The sequence below is a fragment of the Rhodococcus oxybenzonivorans genome, assembly GCF_003130705.1.
Taxonomy (GTDB): domain Bacteria; phylum Actinomycetota; class Actinomycetes; order Mycobacteriales; family Mycobacteriaceae; genus Rhodococcus_F; species Rhodococcus_F oxybenzonivorans.
Genome location: NZ_CP021355.1, coordinates 66802 through 85694, shown reverse-complemented (window position 1 = coordinate 85694; position 18893 = coordinate 66802). Strand labels below are relative to the sequence as shown.

At 67.1% G+C, this 18893-nt stretch carries 20 protein-coding genes and 2 pseudogenes; 9 read left to right on the top strand and 13 right to left on the bottom strand.

What is annotated here, in order from left to right; all coding sequences use genetic code 11:
* Window positions 1-85: 85 nt before the first annotated feature.
* The 3 genes from CBI38_RS31185 to CBI38_RS31175 all read right to left on the bottom strand — a co-directional run bounded on the left by CBI38_RS31185 (window position 86) and on the right by CBI38_RS31175 (window position 2768).
* A complete protein-coding gene (locus tag CBI38_RS31185) occupies window positions 86-517 on the bottom strand; it encodes a hypothetical protein (protein ID WP_109336069.1) in 432 nt (143 codons plus the stop codon).
* Between the two features lie 719 nt (window positions 518-1236).
* On the bottom strand, window positions 1237-1749 hold the full coding sequence (locus CBI38_RS31180; RefSeq protein WP_109336068.1) for a DUF5994 family protein: 513 nt from the start codon (window positions 1747-1749) through the stop codon (window positions 1237-1239).
* 158 nt (window positions 1750-1907) lie between these two features.
* A complete protein-coding gene (locus tag CBI38_RS31175; protein ID WP_109335517.1) occupies window positions 1908-2768 on the bottom strand; it encodes a GTP pyrophosphokinase in 861 nt (286 codons plus the stop codon).
* Between the two features lie 157 nt (window positions 2769-2925).
* Between CBI38_RS31175 and CBI38_RS31170 the strand changes: the two genes are divergently transcribed.
* The gene (locus CBI38_RS31170; RefSeq protein ID WP_230990425.1) at window positions 2926-3621 is read left to right on the top strand and encodes a helix-turn-helix transcriptional regulator; all 696 of its coding nucleotides are present in this window, start codon (window positions 2926-2928) and stop codon (window positions 3619-3621) included.
* A 332-nt stretch (window positions 3622-3953) separates the two neighbouring features.
* On the opposite strand, the gene CBI38_RS31165 is transcribed toward CBI38_RS31170, so the two are convergent.
* The 6 genes and pseudogenes from CBI38_RS31165 to fdxA form a co-directional block, all read right to left on the bottom strand.
* Entirely contained in the window at window positions 3954-4367 is a 414-nt protein-coding gene (locus tag CBI38_RS31165; RefSeq protein ID WP_230990376.1) for a DUF952 domain-containing protein, read from the bottom strand.
* A 92-nt stretch (window positions 4368-4459) separates the two neighbouring features.
* Window positions 4460-4771, bottom strand: a complete 312-nt coding sequence (locus CBI38_RS31160) for a dsRBD fold-containing protein (protein WP_109336067.1) — start codon at window positions 4769-4771, stop codon at window positions 4460-4462.
* A gap of 511 nt (window positions 4772-5282) precedes the next feature.
* Window positions 5283-5539, bottom strand: a pseudogene (locus CBI38_RS31150) (globin family protein); the annotation flags it as partial.
* The gene (locus tag CBI38_RS31145; RefSeq protein WP_109335514.1) at window positions 5527-5973 is read right to left on the bottom strand and encodes a hypothetical protein; all 447 of its coding nucleotides are present in this window, start codon (window positions 5971-5973) and stop codon (window positions 5527-5529) included. The pseudogene CBI38_RS31150 and the gene CBI38_RS31145, both read right to left, overlap by 13 nt.
* Window positions 5974-6156: 183 nt before the next feature.
* On the bottom strand, window positions 6157-7908 hold the full coding sequence (ctaD, locus tag CBI38_RS31140) for an aa3-type cytochrome oxidase subunit I (RefSeq protein WP_109335513.1): 1752 nt from the start codon (window positions 7906-7908) through the stop codon (window positions 6157-6159).
* Window positions 7905-8291, bottom strand: a complete 387-nt coding sequence (fdxA, locus tag CBI38_RS31135) for a ferredoxin (RefSeq protein ID WP_109335512.1) — start codon at window positions 8289-8291, stop codon at window positions 7905-7907. Before fdxA ends, ctaD begins: the two co-directional genes overlap by 4 nt.
* Before the next feature lie 60 nt (window positions 8292-8351).
* On the opposite strand from fdxA, the gene CBI38_RS31130 reads away from it, so the two are divergent.
* Both CBI38_RS31130 and CBI38_RS31125 read left to right on the top strand, forming a co-directional pair.
* Complete coding sequence (locus CBI38_RS31130) at window positions 8352-9044, top strand: helix-turn-helix transcriptional regulator (RefSeq protein ID WP_109335511.1); 693 nt, start codon at window positions 8352-8354, stop codon at window positions 9042-9044.
* A 77-nt stretch (window positions 9045-9121) separates the two neighbouring features.
* The gene (locus CBI38_RS31125) at window positions 9122-9658 is read left to right on the top strand and encodes a DUF488 domain-containing protein (protein ID WP_109336066.1); all 537 of its coding nucleotides are present in this window, start codon (window positions 9122-9124) and stop codon (window positions 9656-9658) included.
* A 142-nt stretch (window positions 9659-9800) separates the two neighbouring features.
* Here the strand turns inward: CBI38_RS31125 and folE are convergent.
* Window positions 9801-10396, bottom strand: a pseudogene (gene folE / locus CBI38_RS31120) (GTP cyclohydrolase I FolE).
* A 132-nt stretch (window positions 10397-10528) separates the two neighbouring features.
* Window positions 10529-11011 (bottom strand): DoxX family membrane protein, encoded by a 483-nt coding sequence (locus CBI38_RS31115; RefSeq protein ID WP_109335510.1) that lies wholly within the window; start codon window positions 11009-11011, stop codon window positions 10529-10531.
* 91 nt (window positions 11012-11102) lie between these two features.
* Between CBI38_RS31115 and CBI38_RS31110 the strand changes: the two genes are divergently transcribed.
* The 5 genes from CBI38_RS31110 (at window position 11103) to CBI38_RS31090 (ending at window position 17177) form a co-directional block, all read left to right on the top strand.
* Complete coding sequence (locus tag CBI38_RS31110) at window positions 11103-11813, top strand: helix-turn-helix transcriptional regulator (RefSeq protein WP_109335509.1); 711 nt, start codon at window positions 11103-11105, stop codon at window positions 11811-11813.
* Window positions 11814-12104: 291 nt separating this feature from the next.
* On the top strand, window positions 12105-12779 hold the full coding sequence (locus tag CBI38_RS31105) for a hypothetical protein (RefSeq protein ID WP_109335508.1): 675 nt from the start codon (window positions 12105-12107) through the stop codon (window positions 12777-12779).
* Window positions 12780-12853: 74 nt separating this feature from the next.
* A complete protein-coding gene (gene tal, locus CBI38_RS31100; RefSeq protein ID WP_204165034.1) occupies window positions 12854-13996 on the top strand; it encodes a transaldolase in 1143 nt (380 codons plus the stop codon).
* Window positions 13997-14134: 138 nt separating this feature from the next.
* Window positions 14135-15391: an NAD(P)/FAD-dependent oxidoreductase gene (locus CBI38_RS31095; protein WP_109335506.1), complete on the top strand. Its 1257-nt coding sequence runs from the start codon at window positions 14135-14137 to the stop codon at window positions 15389-15391.
* Between the two features lie 205 nt (window positions 15392-15596).
* Window positions 15597-17177 carry an FMN-binding glutamate synthase family protein gene (locus tag CBI38_RS31090; protein WP_109336065.1) on the top strand — a complete coding sequence of 527 codons (1581 nt, stop codon included), beginning with the start codon at window positions 15597-15599 and terminating at the stop codon, window positions 17175-17177.
* A 249-nt stretch (window positions 17178-17426) separates the two neighbouring features.
* Here the strand turns inward: CBI38_RS31090 and CBI38_RS31085 are convergent, their stop codons facing one another.
* Together CBI38_RS31085 and CBI38_RS39495 are read right to left on the bottom strand one after the other, a co-directional pair.
* The gene (locus tag CBI38_RS31085; RefSeq protein ID WP_011599175.1) at window positions 17427-17867 is read right to left on the bottom strand and encodes a MarR family winged helix-turn-helix transcriptional regulator; all 441 of its coding nucleotides are present in this window, start codon (window positions 17865-17867) and stop codon (window positions 17427-17429) included.
* 35 nt (window positions 17868-17902) lie between these two features.
* Window positions 17903-18226 (bottom strand): hypothetical protein, encoded by a 324-nt coding sequence (locus CBI38_RS39495; protein ID WP_230990375.1) that lies wholly within the window; start codon window positions 18224-18226, stop codon window positions 17903-17905.
* Window positions 18227-18474: 248 nt separating this feature from the next.
* On the opposite strand from CBI38_RS39495, the gene CBI38_RS38600 reads away from it, so the two are divergent.
* Window positions 18475-18675 carry an RGCVC family protein gene (locus CBI38_RS38600; RefSeq protein ID WP_230990374.1) on the top strand — a complete coding sequence of 67 codons (201 nt, stop codon included), beginning with the start codon at window positions 18475-18477 and terminating at the stop codon, window positions 18673-18675.
* Window positions 18676-18893 lie beyond the last annotated feature (218 nt).

Below are 18893 nucleotides of genomic sequence, written 5' to 3'. Positions count from 1 at the left end.
TACGCCACCGCCCGCGAACGTCCACGCGCACTAATTCGTTGGATCGGTACCTGCCGACCGTGCCACCGCACCACCTGGCGCAGTCCTACCAGGGGCGGGCGTGGGGTACGGGTCCGATCTCGATGGTCGACGACATCGCCGCCAGACCGATCCGGGCCCATTCCACGGTCACCGTGAGCGACGCCGGCGCGGGGATGCCGTCTATCCAATACCGCGGCGTGGTGCGGAAGTCGATTGACCGCGTCGTTCCGGTCGACAGGATCGGGGCCTGGTACGGGTCGGCCTCGCCTGTGAGATCCCTGGCGCGCACGTGCGTTCGGAGGAACGACCACCGCGGCGACGGGTCCCCGGGGTCGGTCAGCGGTCGTGTTTCATAGCGTGCCTGCTGGGCCGCGTGCCCGTAGGCGGTGAGGGCAAGACGCAGTTCCACCCCGGCCGGGTAGCGAAGAAGGCCGACGAGTTCGACGGTGATCCCGAGGTCGGCAGCGAGAATAGGACGCCCGTGAACAATGCCCACCCCGCGCCACGCGGGTGGGGGTGCGGCCGGCCAGCGCCTTCGCATACGCATCATACTTCCACTGAGGCAGAACCTCGACGTGAGAATCCCATCGGAGGAGCACTTTTCGCGTCCCACGGCACGCAAACGACATTGGTCCCGTGGATCAAGTCCCGTGCCGTGGTGTGCACGACGATTGTATCAAGCAACACCTGTACCGGCGGACTCCCCTGTGCGCGCGGTAGTGTGAGTGGGCCGGAACGACAGTGCCTCTCGGCTATGCGACTGGTGGTGGCAGGAGGAGCGACACTGAAAAGGGCAAGCACGAGCACCAGACGGTGGGCCATCCTGGGGAAGTCGAACTTGGGGGTCCTCCCTCCTCGGTGAGGCCGTCGGTCATGCGCCGAGCTACCCGCCGACATGGAAAGTCATTGACCCCATTGTCTTGCGTTCCTGCAAGCACGTGACGAATACACTCAGCGGTTGTGGACGCTTCAGTGCCGTGGGGTCGCTCATCAACAGGCGAATGGTGGAACACGATGACCACGCCGCCACTCGCACGACTTGGGGTATGCGGAACCTCGCGTCCGGCGGACAACGTTTCGCGCGTGGCTCGACGGGCTGCTCTCGCGCGGGTTGTCCAACAGTCACTCGGTGCTGGCGCCCTGACCGACGTTAGTGAAAATCGCTGTGGCGGAGGCAGAGTGGCCGGAAGGAACGTGTCTCCTCCTGGATGTCACTCAGCGTCGCACCCCGTCGCGGTCGCCGGTGCGGCGGGGCGGCGCAGGCGGGTCTCCACGGTGGCGTAGTGCTCCGCCTTCGGACTCCCAGCGGTGCTGGGCGAGCAGTGCCAGCCGGCGATCCGCGGCCTCGCGCGCACCGATCGCGAGCAGTTCGTCGGCGGTGGAGACGTCGCGCGGACTCGCCGCCGTCATCATGGTCGCATAGGCGAGGATCGGATCGGTGTAGGGAGGAACCACCAGCAGGACCAGCCGCCCGAACTTCTCGCCGGTGATCGCCAGTGTGTTGCTCGACTGGTCGCTGGAGTGTCGCAGAGCCACCGTGCTGCCTGCGTGGTCGATAGACGATGGTGCTGGCGCCCAGCCGTTCTCGTCGTAGACGATCCGGTCGATGGGGCCCAGCCGTCGGGAGAGGGCCGTGAGTAGGGCCGGAAGCTCATCGGTGAGGTGAGTCGATCGTGGCCACCAGGCGCCCTGTACGAATCCGCGGGACTGGGCGGGCTTGAGCCGCAAGCGCAGTCCTCGACCGGGTGAGGGTGTCGCCTTCGAGGCATCCACATGCAAGGTTGGTGTGGACATGAGTGGCCTCCTGTCTGTTGATGATTGGTAAAACTGGTGCCGTGGGATTTACGGATTGGGGTTTCGTCGGCATGGCGTGGGTGCATGCTGGGTCATTCTCGGGTGTTGCCCAGCAGCACTGGGTCAGTGAGATGTGTGGTGTTTCGGCAGACATCCACACCATCCGCCGGCGGGTATCGCACGAGCGGCCCGGCGGTCGAGTTATGGGGTTTCCCGCAACGGTTCTGTGAGCGATCGCCATGCTCGTGGTCGATGGCCCCCAGGCGCAGTGGACCGTCGTCGGAGTCCACCGGCGACTTCAGACCGGCAACTTCGTTGTGCAGCCGCTCCATCTTCCTGTCGAGTCGGTGTGCGACGTCGGCGGCCTCGGTCAGCTCCTGCAACAATCGGCGGAGCACGGAACGCTGGTACTTGTAGTAGATCTTGTGCTCGAGGCTGGCCCAGAAGTCCATGGCGATGGTCCGGATTTGCAGCTCGACGGGTACCTGGACAACTCGGTCGCTCAAGAATACCGGGATCTCGACGGCCACATGCAAACTCTTGTAGCCATTGGATTTCGGCTTCGAAATGTAGTCTTCGACCTCGAACACGGTGACATCGGGCTGACCGCCGATCAGGTCCGCAACGCGGTAGGTGTCCGAGATGAGACCGCAGGTGATGCGGACTCCGGCGATATCGCGGATGTTCTGGCGAATGTCGGCGGCCGTGAGCGGGCAGCGCAGGCGCTGCGCTTTGGCCATGACGCTGTCGGGGGATTTCACCCGTGCCGAAACATGCTCGATCGGGCAGTGGCGATCCAGGTGCGTGAAACCCTGTCGCAGGATGTGCACTTTGGTGGTCAACGTCGCGATTGCGCATTGGTAGGGCAACACGAACTCGGCGAATCCGGGACCGAAGAGCTCGAACTGCGTCGTCATCGGTAAGTCGGGACCGCACATGCTGTCGACCGTCATGCCCTACCTCTGCTGTTCTGAAGCGGCTAATATTTAACGGAAGTATATCCGTTAAATTGGTCGAATGTAAGGTGACGAGGTGAACGAGGACAGCGATACCCGGGGGCCACGCCGAAATGTCCTGCCGCGCAACCGGCAACGGGAACGTGTTCTTCGGATGGTGCGTGAGCACGAGGGTGCGGTGGACGCCGTCGAGCTGGCATCACAGCTCGGTGTGCACGTGACGACGGTGCGGTTCCATCTGGACGCGCTGTGTGACGACGGTGCGATCACGCGCACCCGGATGAATCGGCCGGGCGCCGGCCGGCCCCGTACCGGCTATCTGGCGATCGAGGAACGCGTGGACTACCGGACTCTCGCCGACGTCCTCGCGAGGGAGCTGGGCCAGACGGTGCAAACGCGGGCTCGCCGCGCGCAGCACGCCGGGCACGAATGGGCGACGCGGATGGCGGCGTCCCGCAGCGCAGGCACCGGTGACGGCGGGCACACCCCGGAGCCGGATGCCGATGATGCGCTCAATCACGCGGCGGCGCGCACCACCGATGCTTTCGCGCGGATGGGGTTCGGCCCCGAGCTGGTCTCGGCGCCGGGACCGTCGACACCGCCGGCGGCGGACAGCGGCGGCCCCGCGGGCGAACATGAACGGATCATTCGCCTGCACGCCTGCCCGGTACGGGATCTGGCCCGGGCGCATCCAGAGGTGGTGTGCGGAGTGCATCGGGGGTTGCTGCAGGGTCTGCTGGACACGTCAGGGGCCGAGGGAAACCGAAAGCCGCAGCGACCGGCCCTGTCTGCTCACCTCGAGCCGTTCGTCGAACCCGAACTGTGTGTGGCCAGGCTGGTGGCGGGGTGAGTCGGGTTGCCCGAAACGCGGCGCCGCTGGTGCCGGGGTATGGGCCGGGGTGATGGTGGCGATGTCGGGGTGATGGTGGCGATCGTTCTCCGAAACGCTCTGTGACACGTTGTTTCCGAGAGTGACGCTGTGGATGATGTTCGACAGGCATCGAATCTGCATTCTCCGGATTTCTTTCGACCGCATCTGGTGATGTGAGGCACTCGTGCACGCCCGAGCCGCACTGTGCACCCACCTCTACCGGCGCGACCGCGCGTGAATCTGCACAGTTGTCCTCCACTTCGGCCGCCGTGTGGAGACAGCGGCGATCTGGGTTTGCGCGCGGGGGATTGCTACGACGCCGCCTCGCCGACGCTGTACCCGGAAAGGTCGGGGACGGCCCAATTCTCACCGTGTTTCTCGAGCGGGATGGTCGCCACAACGATGTCCGGATCCAGCGGCACCGCTCCCATGATCCGCGGAACCCACCGACCGTGAGTACCCGACGGTCCCGCCATCTCGTCCCAGCGAACGTCGACGCCGGCATCGCGGAGTGCCTCCTGGTCGATCACAATCACCGCCAGGGGAAGAGTGACGTCACCGTATACGGTGGCGAGGACGTGCTCGAGTTGCTCCGCGGTCGCGGCGTGGATGAATCCCACCTGATCGAGCGTGTGGGCGCGGGTGGACGCTTCGTATTCTCCGAACCGTGCGGCGCCTTCCCAGTCGTCGGCGAGGGCTATGTGAAAGATGTGTTCGCTCATCATGATGTCCTTGTGGAGGAGTGTCCGTGGAAATGCAGGTGTCGGGCGCCGGCCCGCGCCATCGGGTCGACGGGGGATTTCGTGCGCGGGCCGGTTCAGGCCGAGAAACGTCGAAGGCCGAAGTCGGCGGCGCGGGCGGAGGTGAGCGCGCTGCGCGTGACCGCTTCCCGCTGCGCGGCCGCTTCGTACAGTTGATGCGACAGGTCTGCCAGGGCGCGGGCAGCGGCCATGTCATCGCTGACCTCCGGGACGTCGGTATGGTGCGGATTGCGCCGTGCGAGTCCCGTTCCCACGAAGGCGGCCCGGCCGCTGGTACGCAGACGGGCCCTCGCTCGTGTCTGGGCGCCGGTCTCCGCCGATTTGTAGTCGTCGATGACGATGGTCACCGACCATGTCTTCTCGTTCACGGTTTGATGCACTTCCTTTCGGATTCTGCCGTCGCGGACGAATCCGACCTCGACGCTGGCACCCCGGTGGGCCTGTCTGCGGCCACTGTCTGCCCTTTCGGCGCGGATTGTGTTGATTTCCGGTGAGATTCGTGGCCTCACGCGCCCGGCGATGGGACGCCGTTCCGTTGTCGAGGTCGCCGCCGGGGGAGCGATCAGATGGGTATATCCTCGCGGACCCGATGGTGAAGTCGCCGAGGTGAGGGCATCGAGTTCGGGCGGAGTCGGTGCCGGCCAGGTTGCGGTGCATCGCCCGGGCGATCCTGGCGGCGTGGGCTGTGGCGTGTGCCGCGATCGGACCATGAAACAGCTGCCCGACCGTGGTGGACCAGAGGGTGAGCCAGCGTAGGAGGTGCCGTGCCTCCGAATCAATACTCGTGCTCACGTCAGCTCCACTCGCAGTCCCGCGCTGGGGCGAGCTCGATCTGCGCGCCCGCGTCGCGCAGTGCCTGCTGTGACGCCCCGACGACCCGCGCCGCGAGGTGGACCGCCCGGGGCACCCGCAGGGCGCTGCCCTGGTAGACGTGGGCCCCGAACCGGACGGTCTCCCAGAAGTCGCCCATGATCGGCAGGTGTGATTCGAGCCCGGCTCTCGCGGATCTCGGCGAACGGGCCGGCGAGGAGGTCGTCGACGAGCACGCGCCCGTAGAGGCGGCGGAGCAGGTCCTCGATGTCGGCGCGAGTGGCCAGATCCGTGCGCGTAGGTTCGTCTGGTGTCAGTGAAGGCATGAGGCCACCGCCCGGAACAGTTCGAAGATCAACGCGATCAGCAGTGCGACCTTCGCTACTTCCAGTCCGATGTAGACCAGGTGGACCCTCGATCGTGGCAGGTCCTCGCCGGCGAGGATCCGGTCCGATCGTGTACTCAGGGGCGGGCGGACCACCGCGATCTGCACCACCAGCACCACCGTGACAAGCGCGAGCACCGTCAACGCGGTCGCGTCCGGTGGCGCGGCGACGCACGACGCCAATAACGCGAGTGCCAGCACCAATTCCACCGCATTGAGCGCGAGGAAGACCTTCCGGCCGATCCCGAGCCCGATGGCCAGGGTCACGCCCGGGGCCCGAAATTTGATCGGCGCCTCGAGAAACGAAATCGCCACGACCATCCCGAGCCAGAACACCGGCAGGATCAACTGCGTGTAGCGCGCCACCTCAGTCATGTGCCACCCACCTTGCGACGCGGGCTCGGGTTCGGGTTCGCCGGACGGTCCGGTGGATGGGTGCAGCAGTAGTCGTCCCGCGGGGTCGGCCGGTCGCCGCCGTTCACCGGCCAGGACCGTGCATGTTTCGCGGCCGCCTCGGCTTCGGGGCACCGCAGGAGACTGTGGGAACGGTGGGCGGTGTCACTCATCGCCGGCCCGTTTCTCGCTCGGGTTCGGAGACTGTGTGCCGGCGGTGACCGTGACCGACTTGGGTCGTCGGCCGACGTACGTTTCGGCGCGCATCCGTTGCACCATGTGGGGGTAGTGCAGTTCGAACGCGGGGCGCTCGGAACGGATTCGGGGCAGTTCGGTGAAGTTGTGCCGGGGCGGGGGACAACTGGTGGCCCACTCGAGCGAGTTCCCGTAACCCCAGGGGTCATCGACCGTGACCACCTGGCCGTACCGGTAGGACTTGAACACATTCCACACGAACGGCAACACGGACCCGCCGAGGACGAACGAGCCGATCGTCGAGACCGTGTTGAGGGAGGTGAACCCGTCCGTGGGGAGGTAGTCGGCGTAGCGGCGGGGCATGCCCTCGGCGCCGAGCCAGTGTTGGACCAGGAAGGTGGTGTGGAAACCGATGAACGTGGTCCAGAAGTGCCATCTGCCGAGCCGTTCATCCATCAGCCGTCCGGTCATCTTCGGGAACCAGAAGTAGATGCCGGCGTAGGTGGCGAACACGATGGTGCCGAACAGCACGTAGTGGAAATGCGCGACGAGGAAGTAGGAGTCGGTGACGTGGAAGTCCAGCGGCGGGCTCGCGAGCAACACGCCGGACAGGCCACCGAACAGAAAGGTCACCACGAAACCGAGCGAGAACAGCATGGGGGTTTCGAAGGTGAGCTGCCCTTTCCACATCGTGCCGATCCAGTTGAAGAACTTCACCCCGGTGGGCACCGCGATGAAGAAGCTCATCAGCGAGAAGAACGGCAGCAGAACGGCACCGGTGGCGAACATGTGGTGCGCCCACACCGCGGTGGACAGTGCGGCGATGGCGATGGTCGCGTAGACGAGGCCGGTGTAGCCGAAGAGCGGCTTGCGGCTGAAGACCGGGAAGATCTCCGAGACGATGCCGAAGAACGGGATCGCGACGATGTACACCTCGGGGTGACCGAAGAACCAGAACAGGTGTTGCCAGAGCAGGGCGCCGCCGGTGGCCGGGTCGAACAGGTGCGCCCCGAGGTGCCGGTCCACGAGCAGGCCCAACAGTGCCGCGGCCAGAATCGGGAAGGCGATCAGGACCAGGATCATGGTGATGAAGATGTTCCAGGTGAAGATCGGCATCCGGAACATCGTCATCCCCGGCGCCCGCAGGCAGATGACGGTGGTGATCATGTTGACGCCGCCGAGGATGGTGCCCACACCGGCCAACGTCAGTCCCGTGATCCACAGGTCGCCGCCCACCCCCGGCGAATGCACCGCGCTGGTCAGGGGGGAATACCCGGTCCAGCCGAAGTCCGCGGCCCCTCCGGGGGTGAGGAACCCGGACACGGTGATGATCGCGCCGAACAGGTACAGCCAGTAACTGAACGCGTTCAGCCGGGGGAACGCCACGTCGGGGGCGCCGATCTGCAGCGGCAGAATGTAGTTCGCGAATCCGAAGACGATCGGCGTCGCGTACAGCAGCAGCATGATGGTGCCGTGCATCGTGAACAGCTGGTTGTATTGCTCGTTGGACAGGAACTGCAGACCGGGGACCGCGAGTTCGGTGCGGATCAGCAGGGCCATCCACCCGCCGACCATGAAGAACACGAACGAGGTGACCATGTACATCAGACCCAGCATCTTGGGGTCGGTGGTGGTGGCGGCCTGGTAGAGGAACGTCCCCTTGATCCCGCGCCGTTGTGGGTACGGGCGGACGGGGACGACGTCCACGGTGAGGGGAGTCACGATGCGCCGCCGCCGCAGGGGGACCCCTCGCCGGTAGCGGTGGGGTCCGAATGTGGATGCCCACTGACCAATTCGGTGTCGGCGGCGAGCGGACCGAGCTTGTTCGCCCCTCCCGGCATCCCCAGTGCGGCACTCGCGCCGGGGAGCGGGCGGTGGAAGAACCGGGCGTTGTCGTCGGTGAACGCCTCCCATCGGGCGGGCAGGTCGTCCTCGTAGTAGATGGCCTCCACCGGGCAGACCGGCTCGCATGCGCCGCAGTCGATGCATTCGTCGGGGTGGATGTACAGCGACCGGCCGCCCTCGTAGATGCAGTCCACCGGGCATTCCTCGACGCAGGCCCGGTCCATCACATCGATGCACGGCTCTGCGATCACATAGGTCATGGCCACCTCCGGGAAGCTAACCCTTTTTTAGAGGAATCCCTTCCTCTAAAGTCATACAGTATGGCGATACGAAAAGGAACCGGTGCCGGACGCGCCGGGACGCACGCGGTGTTGGCCTCGCGCAGGCGGGTCCAGCTGCTGGACGCTTTGCGGGCCAGTCCGACGCCGATGACCGTCGGGGAACTGGCGGCGCTGTGCGAGCTGCACGTGACCACGGTTCGCTTCCACCTCGACGCGTTGACCGGCGCCGGATTGGTCTCGGCCGAACCCGAGCGGAATCCGGCGCGCGGCCGCCCGCGTCGGCTCTACCGGGCGCTGGCCCCCCTCGAACCGGGGCACGCCGATTCCGGATACCAGGGGTTGGCTCGGGTGTTGGCGGCGCACTGGGCCGGTGCCGACGGCGGCGACCCCGTGGGCCGGGCGGAGGCGGCCGGCCGGGCGTGGGCACTCGACGACCTCACCGGCACCCCTGGGGCACCCCGATCGATCGAGGACGCCGCGAGCACCCTCACCACCCTGTTCGCGGAGATGGGATTCGACCCCGAACTCGAGTCCACATCCGAGGAAATGCGAATCCGGTTGCATGCCTGCCCGTTCGAGTCGGTCGCCCGGCAGAGCCCGAACGTCGTGTGCGCGCTGCATCTCGGACTGATGCGCGGCGTCCTCGACCGGCTCGGCGCACCGGAAACCGACAATCGGCTCATCCCGTGGGAAACACCCCAGACCTGCGTCGCCCACCTGGCGCGACGCTAGCCGGCCGGTATGCCCGGCGCCGACCTCGATCGCACATGGGGGCGGTGTGGTCTCCGGCAGGCGGAGGTGGTGAGGCGATGTTGCTGTCCGTCGGGCACGGCCGGCTCGGTCGGGAGGAGCTGACCACGCTGCTGACCGCGGCCGGCGTCGACGCGGTGGTCGACATTCGCCGGTATCCCGGCAGTCGCCGCAACCCCGATGTCGGCAGCGAGATGATGACGCACTGGTTGCCGGCCGCCGGGATCGGCTATCGCTGGGAGCCGCGACTCGGCGGTCGCCGCCGCCTGCCGCCCGGCGAGCCGCGTGAGGACCCGTGGTGGCAGGTCGATCAGTTCGCCGCCTATGCCGCACACACCCGCACCACCGAGTTCGCCGCGGCACTGACCGAGCTGTTGGATCGGGCGGCGCGGCAGAAAACGGCGATGATGTGCAGTGAGAGCGTGTGGTGGCGGTGCCACCGCCGGCTCGTCGCCGACGTCGCAGTCCTGCGGCGCGGGGTGCGCGTCGAGCACCTCATGCACGACGGCCGGCGCACCCCGCACCTCCCGGCGGACGGCGCTCGGGTGCGGGCCGACGGCCAGGTGGTCTGGGACCGCCCCCGGGCGAGGTCCTGATCGGCAGCCCCGGTGGCCCGCACTCGTGCCCGACGTCCGCTCCGGCCCGGCACCGGGCCGAGACCGCAACGCGGAGCGGCGCAGCGCTCGGCGTGCCGCCCGGCCGAAGCAATGACGGGCCGTCGGTCGTCCACCCACCCGGTCAGGCGCGGACGCCGGCGAGGGCGAAGAATTCCTGGCGCGAACGAGGATCATCGCGCAACGCTCCCAACAGAGCGGAGGTGACGGTGGCCGATCCCACCGATTGCACCCCGCGCAGGGTCATGCAACTGTGCTCGGCCTCGATGACCACCCCGACACCCCGAGGATGCAGGTGTTCGTCGAGCCAGCCCGCGATCTGCTTGGTGAGCCGTTCCTGAACTTGGGGGCGACAGGCGAAATGCTCTGCCACGCGGGCGAGCTTGGACAATCCGATGATGCGCTCGCCGGGCAGATACCCGATGTGCACGGTACCGGCGAACGGCAGCAGATGATGCTCACACACCGATCGCAGCGGGACGTTGCGGACCAGGACGAGTTCGTCGTAGTCCTCGTCGTTGGGGAAGGTGGTCAGATCGAAGGCGCGGGGGTGAACAGTTCGGCGTAGCCGTGGGCCATGCGGCGGGGCGTCTCGCGCAGGCTTTCCGAGTCCAGGTCGATCCCGAGTGCCTCCAGGAACGCCGCTGCCGCCTCTTCGGCCGCAGCCAGGTCTCGTCCTGGTGCCTGATGGAGAACGTGGAGTGTCGCGGTCGACGGCATGCCGGGTTCCTTCCGCAGTGGTGGTGGTGCGGCGTCCACCCGGCGAAGCGCAGCGGCCTCGGGCGGGTGGACGAAATGATGAGGGTGTCGACGTCGCGCGCCCCGGAACGAGGGGACGCACGTCGGTGTCGGCTAGGCGGCACTGAGTTTCGGGGCGAGTGCGGTCCGCCGGTGCCAGGCCGGGTCGTACACGTAGGCCAACCGGCCGAGGGTGAGGGCGGCGAGCATCAGTCCGAAGTCACGCAGTGCGATGTCGTAGAAGCCGGGGTAGCTCAGCAGGTTGATCACGATTCCGGCGAGCCAGGCGGCGACGATGTAGGCCGCATAGCGTGGTTTGATCGCGACGGCGATGCCGGCGACGATTTCGATCACTCCGACGACCAGCATGGTCTGGTGCGCGCTGAACGGGCTGAGGTCGACGATCCACGGCGCCAGGTAGTCCTCCCAGGTGGTGAGCACGTTCGTGAACTTGTCGATGCCCATCACGATCGGGAGCACGGTGAATCCGATCCGCAGCAACAGGAACGCGCCGTAGGCGGGGTCACTGCGAGCGCGTTGCAGGGCTGTGCCGGGTGTGGGTGCGGTCGCCGCCGAGTCGGGCGTGGGAGTAGTCATCAGAAACCCCTTTGTAAAAGTAATAGGACTCATTTTTAGAATCTTCCCTCCGCACCTATTTGTCAATACTTTTTGGTGTTACAGTCGGGGTATGTCCACTCCGCGATCCGCTGCGCCGGCGGTGCTGGCGGCGTTGAGCAACCTCGATGATCCGTTGCGGCGCAGGCTGTATGACTACGTGACCGAAAGCGACGCACCGGTCTCGCGGGAGCAGGCGGCCGCCGCCGTCGACGTCGGCCGGACCCTCGCGGCCTACCACCTCGACAAGCTGGCCGATGCCGACCTGGTGACGGTCAGTTACCAGCGGCCGGCCGGCCGCGGCGGACCCGGTGCCGGCCGCCCGGCGAAGCTCTACACCCGGGCCACGACGGAAATGACCGTCAGCGTGCCGCCCCGGGACTATGAACTGCTCGCCCGGTTGCTCGTCTCCTCGGTCGAACAGGACACCAGCGGAACCGTGCGGGCGGCGGTGAACGAGGCCGCGCTCGACGCCGGCAAGCGGGCCGTCGCCGACACCGGGGGAGATCTCCTGGCGGCGCTCCGCGGCTGCGGATACCTGCCCCAGGTCGCCGACGACGGCCGTATCGACCTACGCAACTGCCCCTTTCACCATGTCGCCCGTGACCACCTGGACGTGGTGTGCGGGTTGAACTTACGCCTCGTCGAGGGCGCGATCGCCGGGAGCACCCAACACGACGCGCACGCAGAACTGGACCCGCGACCGGACCGGTGCTGTGTCGTGGTCCACCACGCAGCGTCCGCACACGCACACTCGCCCCCGGGCACCACCGCCCGTCCCTGACGGACACGAACCGGCAGGGGCGAGGCGCCGGATCGGCTCGCGCGTCGATCGAAGGACCCGCGCAACCGACCCGGCATTCCGGCGCATCGCGGACCGCGAACCTCCATGCACCCGCCGCATGCCAGGAAGCGCTCGTCGCGCATCACACCGCGAACCATCGGGACCGCATCTGGAAACCCCCGAATCGGGGACCCATGACGCTCACCGCTCGTCATCTTCTTTTCGGTGACACAGTGGGTCCAGGGCGGTCCGCATCGCTCAAAGCCATATCTCTGCAAGGGATCACATCCCATGGGTGTCTACCGAATCCTCTGGTGGGTGGTGACCGTGCCACTGGGGTTGGTCGGCTTCGCGGTCGCGATCTTCACCGTCCACCCCGACGTCCTCGTGTCCGCGGCATTCGCCGCGGCACTGACCGGCGGCGGCCTGACCGCGATGGTGGCCGACAGGTCCGCCACCGCCACGCCGCGTTCATCGCTGCCGACCGCCGCACTCAACGCCGCCACCGCGGGCGCGGCCCTGATCGGCATTGTCGGCCTGATCGCACTGTCCGGCGCTGCGGCCGTGCCGCTGGTGCTCGTGCTGACGGTCACCGCCCGGCCGGTGGCGCGGCGGCTCCGAAGCTGGCCGCCGTTGGCGCAGTTACTCTCCCCGCAGCCCTCGGCTCTGTGTGATCCGGACGAGGCGAGCGCTCCGGGTTCCCCGCCGGCACCGCCGCCGAGCTGTGCGGAATTGTCCGGCGATGCGTTGTGCCGCGGCTGGCGCACCAGCTTCGCGGAGCTGCAGAACGCCAGGTCGGTCACCGACCGACTGCGACTTGCCCGGATCCGCCAGCAGTACCTCGACGAGATCGAGCGCCGCGATCCCCAGGGATTCGCGGCGTGGTTCACCGCCGGGGCCCGGGCGGGCAGCGATCCATCGAAGTTTCTCACCACACGAGAACCACCACCGACCGACCGGCAGTGACACGGTGCACACACCGGCAGAGCGGGGAGCCAAGTGGGCGTGGATGAGACGCCCGAACGGCGAGAGGCACGACGATGAACAGATTCCCACCCCCACCGGAAGGGGTAACGGCGAGCCGGTTGCATCGCCTGTACCGCGAGCAGGGACAAAGCCCCTGGTTGGACAACCTCACCCGCCCCTACCTGCGCGATGGCACCCTCGCCGGGTTCGTGGCCGCCGGGATCCGGGGGGTGACGGCCAACCCCACCATCTTCGCGCGGGCCATCGCCGGCTCCGATGCCTACGACGCACAGTTCGCGGCGCTCATCGCCGAGGGACTCGCGGTCGAGGACGCGTATTGGGAGCTCGCCGCGGCCGATGTCGTCGACGCAGCCGCGATATTGCGGCCCGTCTACGACACCTCGGGCGGCACCGATGGGTTCGTCTCGATCGAGGTCGCCCCGGAACTGGCACGGGACACCGACGCCACGATCGCCGCGGCCGGGCGACTGCACGAACGGATCGCCCGACCGAACGTGTTCGTGAAGATCCCCGCGACCGCGGAGGGAATACCGGCGATCGCGGACATGATCGGCAAGGGCGTCAGCATCAACATCACCTTGATCTTCTCCCTCGCCCGCTACGAACAGGTGATCGAGGCGTACCTGCAGGGTCTGGAGGCGCTGGCGGCACGGGGCGGGGAACTGGCCGCGGTGCGCAGCGTCGCATCGTTCTTCGTCAGCCGCGTCGACACGGAGGTCGATCGACGACTCGAGCACAGCGGCGACCCCGAGGCCCCAGGGTTGCGGGGTCGGGCGGCGATCGCCCAGGCCCGCCTCGCCTACCGGATCTTCCGGGACCGCTTCACCGGTCCGCGGTGGGAGGCACTCGCCGCCCGCGGCGCCCGGGTGCAACGGCCACTGTGGGCATCGACCTCGACCAAGAACCCCGACTACCCGGACACCCGCTACGTCGACAGTCTCATCGGTCCGGACACCGTCAACACGCTGCCCGAGGCCACCATCACGGCATTCGAGGATCACGGCACCCTCACGCGCTCCATCGACACCGACCCCGCCGGCGCGGCCGCCGTCCTCGGCGAGCTCGCCGCGGTGGGCGTCGACATGGACGACGTCGGCCGCACCCTCGAAGACCAGGGTGTCGCCGCCTTTCACCGGTCGTTCGCCGATCTGCTCACCGAACTCCGTGCCAAAGCCCACCAGTTGGCGCAACGATGACCGGCACGGCCGGCCGACCCGACCCGACCGGGCGCGCGATACGGACGGCGCGCGGTGAACAGGACACCGCGACCTGAACCGCAACGCATGAGATCGGTCCTCGCACCTGAAACACCTCGCATCAGAGAAGGACATGACATGGCCACTGCAGAGCAGACATTCGTCATCGTGGGCGCCGGACTGGCCGGTGCGAAGGCCGCTGAGGCGCTGCGCACCGGCGGGTTCGACGGACGGATCGTTCTCATCGGCGACGAGACCGACCGCCCCTACGACCGACCCCCACTGTCGAAGGCCTACCTCCAAGGCACCACCGAGCGGGAGAAGATCTACCTTCACCCGGCAGGGTGGTACACCGACCACGACATCGAGTTGCGGGTGGGGACCCCGGTCACCGCCCTCGACCGGACCGAACACGAGGTGGTCATCGACGGCGTCGAGCGGCTCGGATACGACAAGGTGCTGTTGACCACCGGTTCGTCGCCCCGCCGGCTGCAGGTGCCCGGCGCCGATCTGGGCGGGGTGCACTACCTGCGCCGGGTCACCGACTGCGAGACAATGAAGGCCGCGTTCGCCGCGGCGGACCGGGTGGTGATCGTCGGGGCGGGGTGGATCGGTTTGGAGACCGCGGCCGCCGCCCGAGCGGCGGGCTGCGCAGTCACGGTGGTGGGGAGATCGAAGTTGCCGTTGCTGGCGGTGCTCGGCGCCGAGGTCGCCGAAACCTACGCCGCCCTGCACCGCGACCACGGTGTGGAGTTGCGCCTGAACTCCGGGGTGCGCGAGATCGTCGGTGAGGACAACCGGGCCACCGGAATCCGCCTCACCGATGGCACGGTGGTCGAGGCGGACGCGATCGTCGTGGGGGTGGGCATCGTGCCCAACACCGCACTGGCCGAGACGGCCGGGCTGGCGGTCGACAACGGGATCGTCGTCGACGAACACCTGGCCACGACCGACCCCGACGTGTTCGCCGCCGGGGACGTCGCCAACACCTTTTACCCGCTGTTGGGAACTCATCTGCGCCTCGAGCACTGGTCGGCCGCCCTCAACCAGGGACCGGTGGCGGCGGAGAACATGATCGGCCGGGTCACCGCCTATGACCAGGTGCCCTACTTCTTCTCCGATCAGTACGACAGCGGGATGGAGTATTCCGGCTACGTCCCGCACGGTAGTTACGACTCGGTCGTGTTCCGCGGCGACGTCGCCGCCGGCGAGTTCATCGCCTTCTGGATGCAGGACGGGCGGGTGCTGGCCGGCATGAACGTCAACACCTGGGGTGTCACCGATGCCATCGATGCGCTGGTGCGCTCCGGTGAGCGGGTCGACCCGGCGAAACTGGCCGACCCGGACGAGCTCTTGAGGTACCTGGCCGATCGGGTGCCCGGAGGTGCGCGGTGACGCTCATGCCCCGGCAGGCACGGTCCCGAACCCCCGAGACACCGCCCCCGCCCCAGTGGTGGTGGTGTCGGCCCTGTTCGAACTCGTCGGGGTTTCCTGGATTTACCGATGGCGCTTCCTGTTCGCCCGGACCTGCTCGATCGGGTGCGCGGGGGCCGCAACGGAGGGTGGGTGCGTCCGCGACCACGCGCCGGGAGGGATTCCCATGATCCGGTGGCTGGTCATCGCGGGCGCCTGGGTGCTGGGGTCGGCGTCGCTGCCGCTGGTCTTCTTCGTCTCGGCGTGGTGGCTGCTCGTCACGGTGATCGTGGCGGCGATCGCCATGGTCGGCGCCTGGGATCTGCTGCAGCGTAGGCACAGTGTGCTGCGGAACTATCCGGTGATCGGCCACGCCCGGTTCATGCTCGAGAGGATACGCCCCGAGATCCAACAATACTTCATCGAACGATCCACGGACGGAACACCGTTCGACCGCGACACCCGCACCACGGTGTACGAACGCGCCAAGGGCACCAAGGACGTGGAACCGTTCGGAACCGAACGGGACGTCACCGCCACCGGATACGAGTTCGTCACCCACTCGTTGCGCGCGCATCCGGCCTCCGATGACACACCACATGTTCGGATCGGCGGTCCACAGTGCACCATGGGGTACGACATCGCCTTGTACAACGTCTCGGCGATGAGCTTCGGCGCCCTGTCGGGCAACGCCATCGAGGCGCTCAACGGGGGCGCGGCACGCGGCGGGTTCGCCCACGACACCGGCGAGGGCGGTATCAGTCCTTACCACCTCGAGCATGGCGGCGACCTGATCTGGGAGATCGGTTCCGGCTACTTCGGCTGCCGCGACGCCGACGGGCACTTCGATCCCGGCGAGTTCGCCGCCAAGGCCGCCCTTCCGCAGGTCAAATGCATCTCCATCAAGCTCTCCCAAGGGGCGAAACCAGGGCTCGGCGGCGTACTGCCCGCCGCGAAAGTCAGCCCCGAGATCGCCCGAACCCGGGGGGTGCCGGTCGGGCAGAGCGTGATCTCGCCGCCCTCCCACAGCGCGTTCTGCACACCGCTCGAGCTCATCGACTTCATCACCACACTTCGTGCACTGTCCGGCGGAAAGCCGATCGGCTTCAAACTGTGCGTCGGTTCCCGCACGGAATTCCTCGCCATCTGCAAGGCCATGATCGAGACCGGCATCACCCCGGACTTCATCATCGTCGACGGATCTGAGGGCGGAACCGGGGCTGCCCCACTCGAATTCGAGGACCACGTCGGGATGCCACTCACCGAAGGCCTGATGCTGGTGCACAACGCGTTGGTGGGCACCGGGCTGCGGGACCGGATCAAGATCGGCGCCTCGGGCAAGGTCGCCAACGGAATCGACATCATCAAACGCCTGATCCAGGGAGCGGACTTCACCCTCGCCGCCCGCGCGATGATGTTCGCGGTCGGCTGCATCCAGGCCCAACGCTGCCACACCAACCGGTGCCCCGTCGGTGTCACTACCCAGGACGCCCGCCGGGCCCGCGCACTGAATGTTCCGGACAAGACCACCCGGGTGTACAACCTCCAGAGATCCACCGTCGCGAGCGCCCAACAAATCCTGGCATCGATGGGGCTGGACGACTTCTGCGACCTCGATCCGTCGATGCTCAACCGGCGCATCCAGGGGCACCGCACGATGACCTACGCGGACCTACACGAGTGGCTGCAACCAGGCGACCTGCTCACAGAGGACCCCCCGACAAGTTGGCTCCGCGACTGGACAAACGCCGACTCGTCAAGGTTTTGACGGCATCGCCGGAGTCTGTGCTGTTCGCCCGAGTCCCGCCGAGGCCGGCTACTTCGCACCACCTACCGCAGAACCTGCGCCCACGAGCGCGACGTCCCCAATGTCCGGGATCCGCCTGCACCAGCTCCTCGCCCGGTGCCTACCGACCCTCGGGCAATCGCATCTTCGCCGACCGGCAGCTGATGGGAACCGGGATTGATGTGCGGGCGACCGATCACGGCCCCGGGCGGTCGACGAACGGACGCGACGTCACCGATCCTGGGGAGGGTCGTCCCAGATGGGTAACTCGAGGGCGGGTCCGAGGCGCAGCAATTCGTCGCGGTGCATCGCACTCAGACGTGCCAGGATCAGCTGCCCGTGCTCGGTCAACTCCACCCGTACCGCCCGCGCGTCGGACGGGTGCGGCGCGCGCTCCACGAGACCCTGCTTCTGCGCCCGGTCGACCAGCTCCACCACGCTGTGATGACGCAGCTGCAGGCGGTCGGCCAACTCTCGCATGGTGGCCCATTCGCGGCCGGGAAATCCCTTGAGTGCGAGCAGCAGCTGGTAGTGCTGCGGGGTGAGGCCATGGTCACGGACCGTATCCTCACTGAAGCGCACATAGCGGCGGATACCGAAGCGGAAACGTGCCAGTGCCTCGAAATCCCGCTTCGTCAACGGCTCCGACTCCACGTGCTCCTCTGCAGTCACGGCACCTCGCCCCTTCAGTCGTCAGAACCGCCGCACTATATATCGTCATACGATACACCAGGGATGTTCTCGTGGTCATCACGCCTGAACGGGGCATTGCCCGACATCGTGCGACGAGTCCTTGGAGACAGCGCCGACGTCGATGCCACGGCGACGAGTGCGTAACGCCCCGCCGTGCGATCGGCCACCGACGCGGCAATGTCGACAAAGTATCGCCGATTGGCGGTCGTGATTCCAGCGCAGACGATTTCCGATTCCCTCAGAAGAAGGACGCACAGGAACACATCATGCATCAGCACCCGCACTGCCCCGTGCAGCGGAGCGATGAGCACGGGCGGACGATTCCGCAACGAAAGCATCGAGGACTCGTTCGGGTGCAATTGCGACAGGATCGCCGAGGGCCGAGGAAGGGTCGTCGGGACGTTGTGAACCCTCGACGCGTCATCGCAATAGGTTCCGGGAGAGGGTCGTTCACCCGCGGAGCCACAGGGGCCGGCGGGCACGTGTAGCCTTGAGGGTGCCGAGGGCCCGAACATGCGCGGTCAAGCCATGTCGTCCTCGGCGCCCGAACCGGCCCGATCGCAGGGCCGAGAACTGGAGCGCCGCCATGGCGTCGAACGCGACCAATGTGTCGAGCCTTGAACGGGCACTGGAATCAACGCCGTACTGCACGGCATGTCCGCACAGCCCGGATTCCCACGATGCGCTCGGTATTCGGTTTTGCGCCGCGACCTCGGACCGAAACCTCGGCCGAAAGTGCATCTGCGCTGGCGAACCGGCGACTGGACAGCACTACTCCCGGTACTGAACGAGAAGTACAGCTCGAAAAGCCCACCCAGGCATATCCGCCCGATTCCCGGCGAGTTCTACCGCAACCCCTATTCGCGCGGTGCGGGACCGGCGCCCATGCGGCGACATCACCGACCGCACCAATCCCCGACCGTTGCTAGAAAAGGGGGTAGCGGCGGCATCCCCACCTTTACTGGCGCGCAATCACCTTCGTGTCCGGCAGGGGCCGGGCTTACC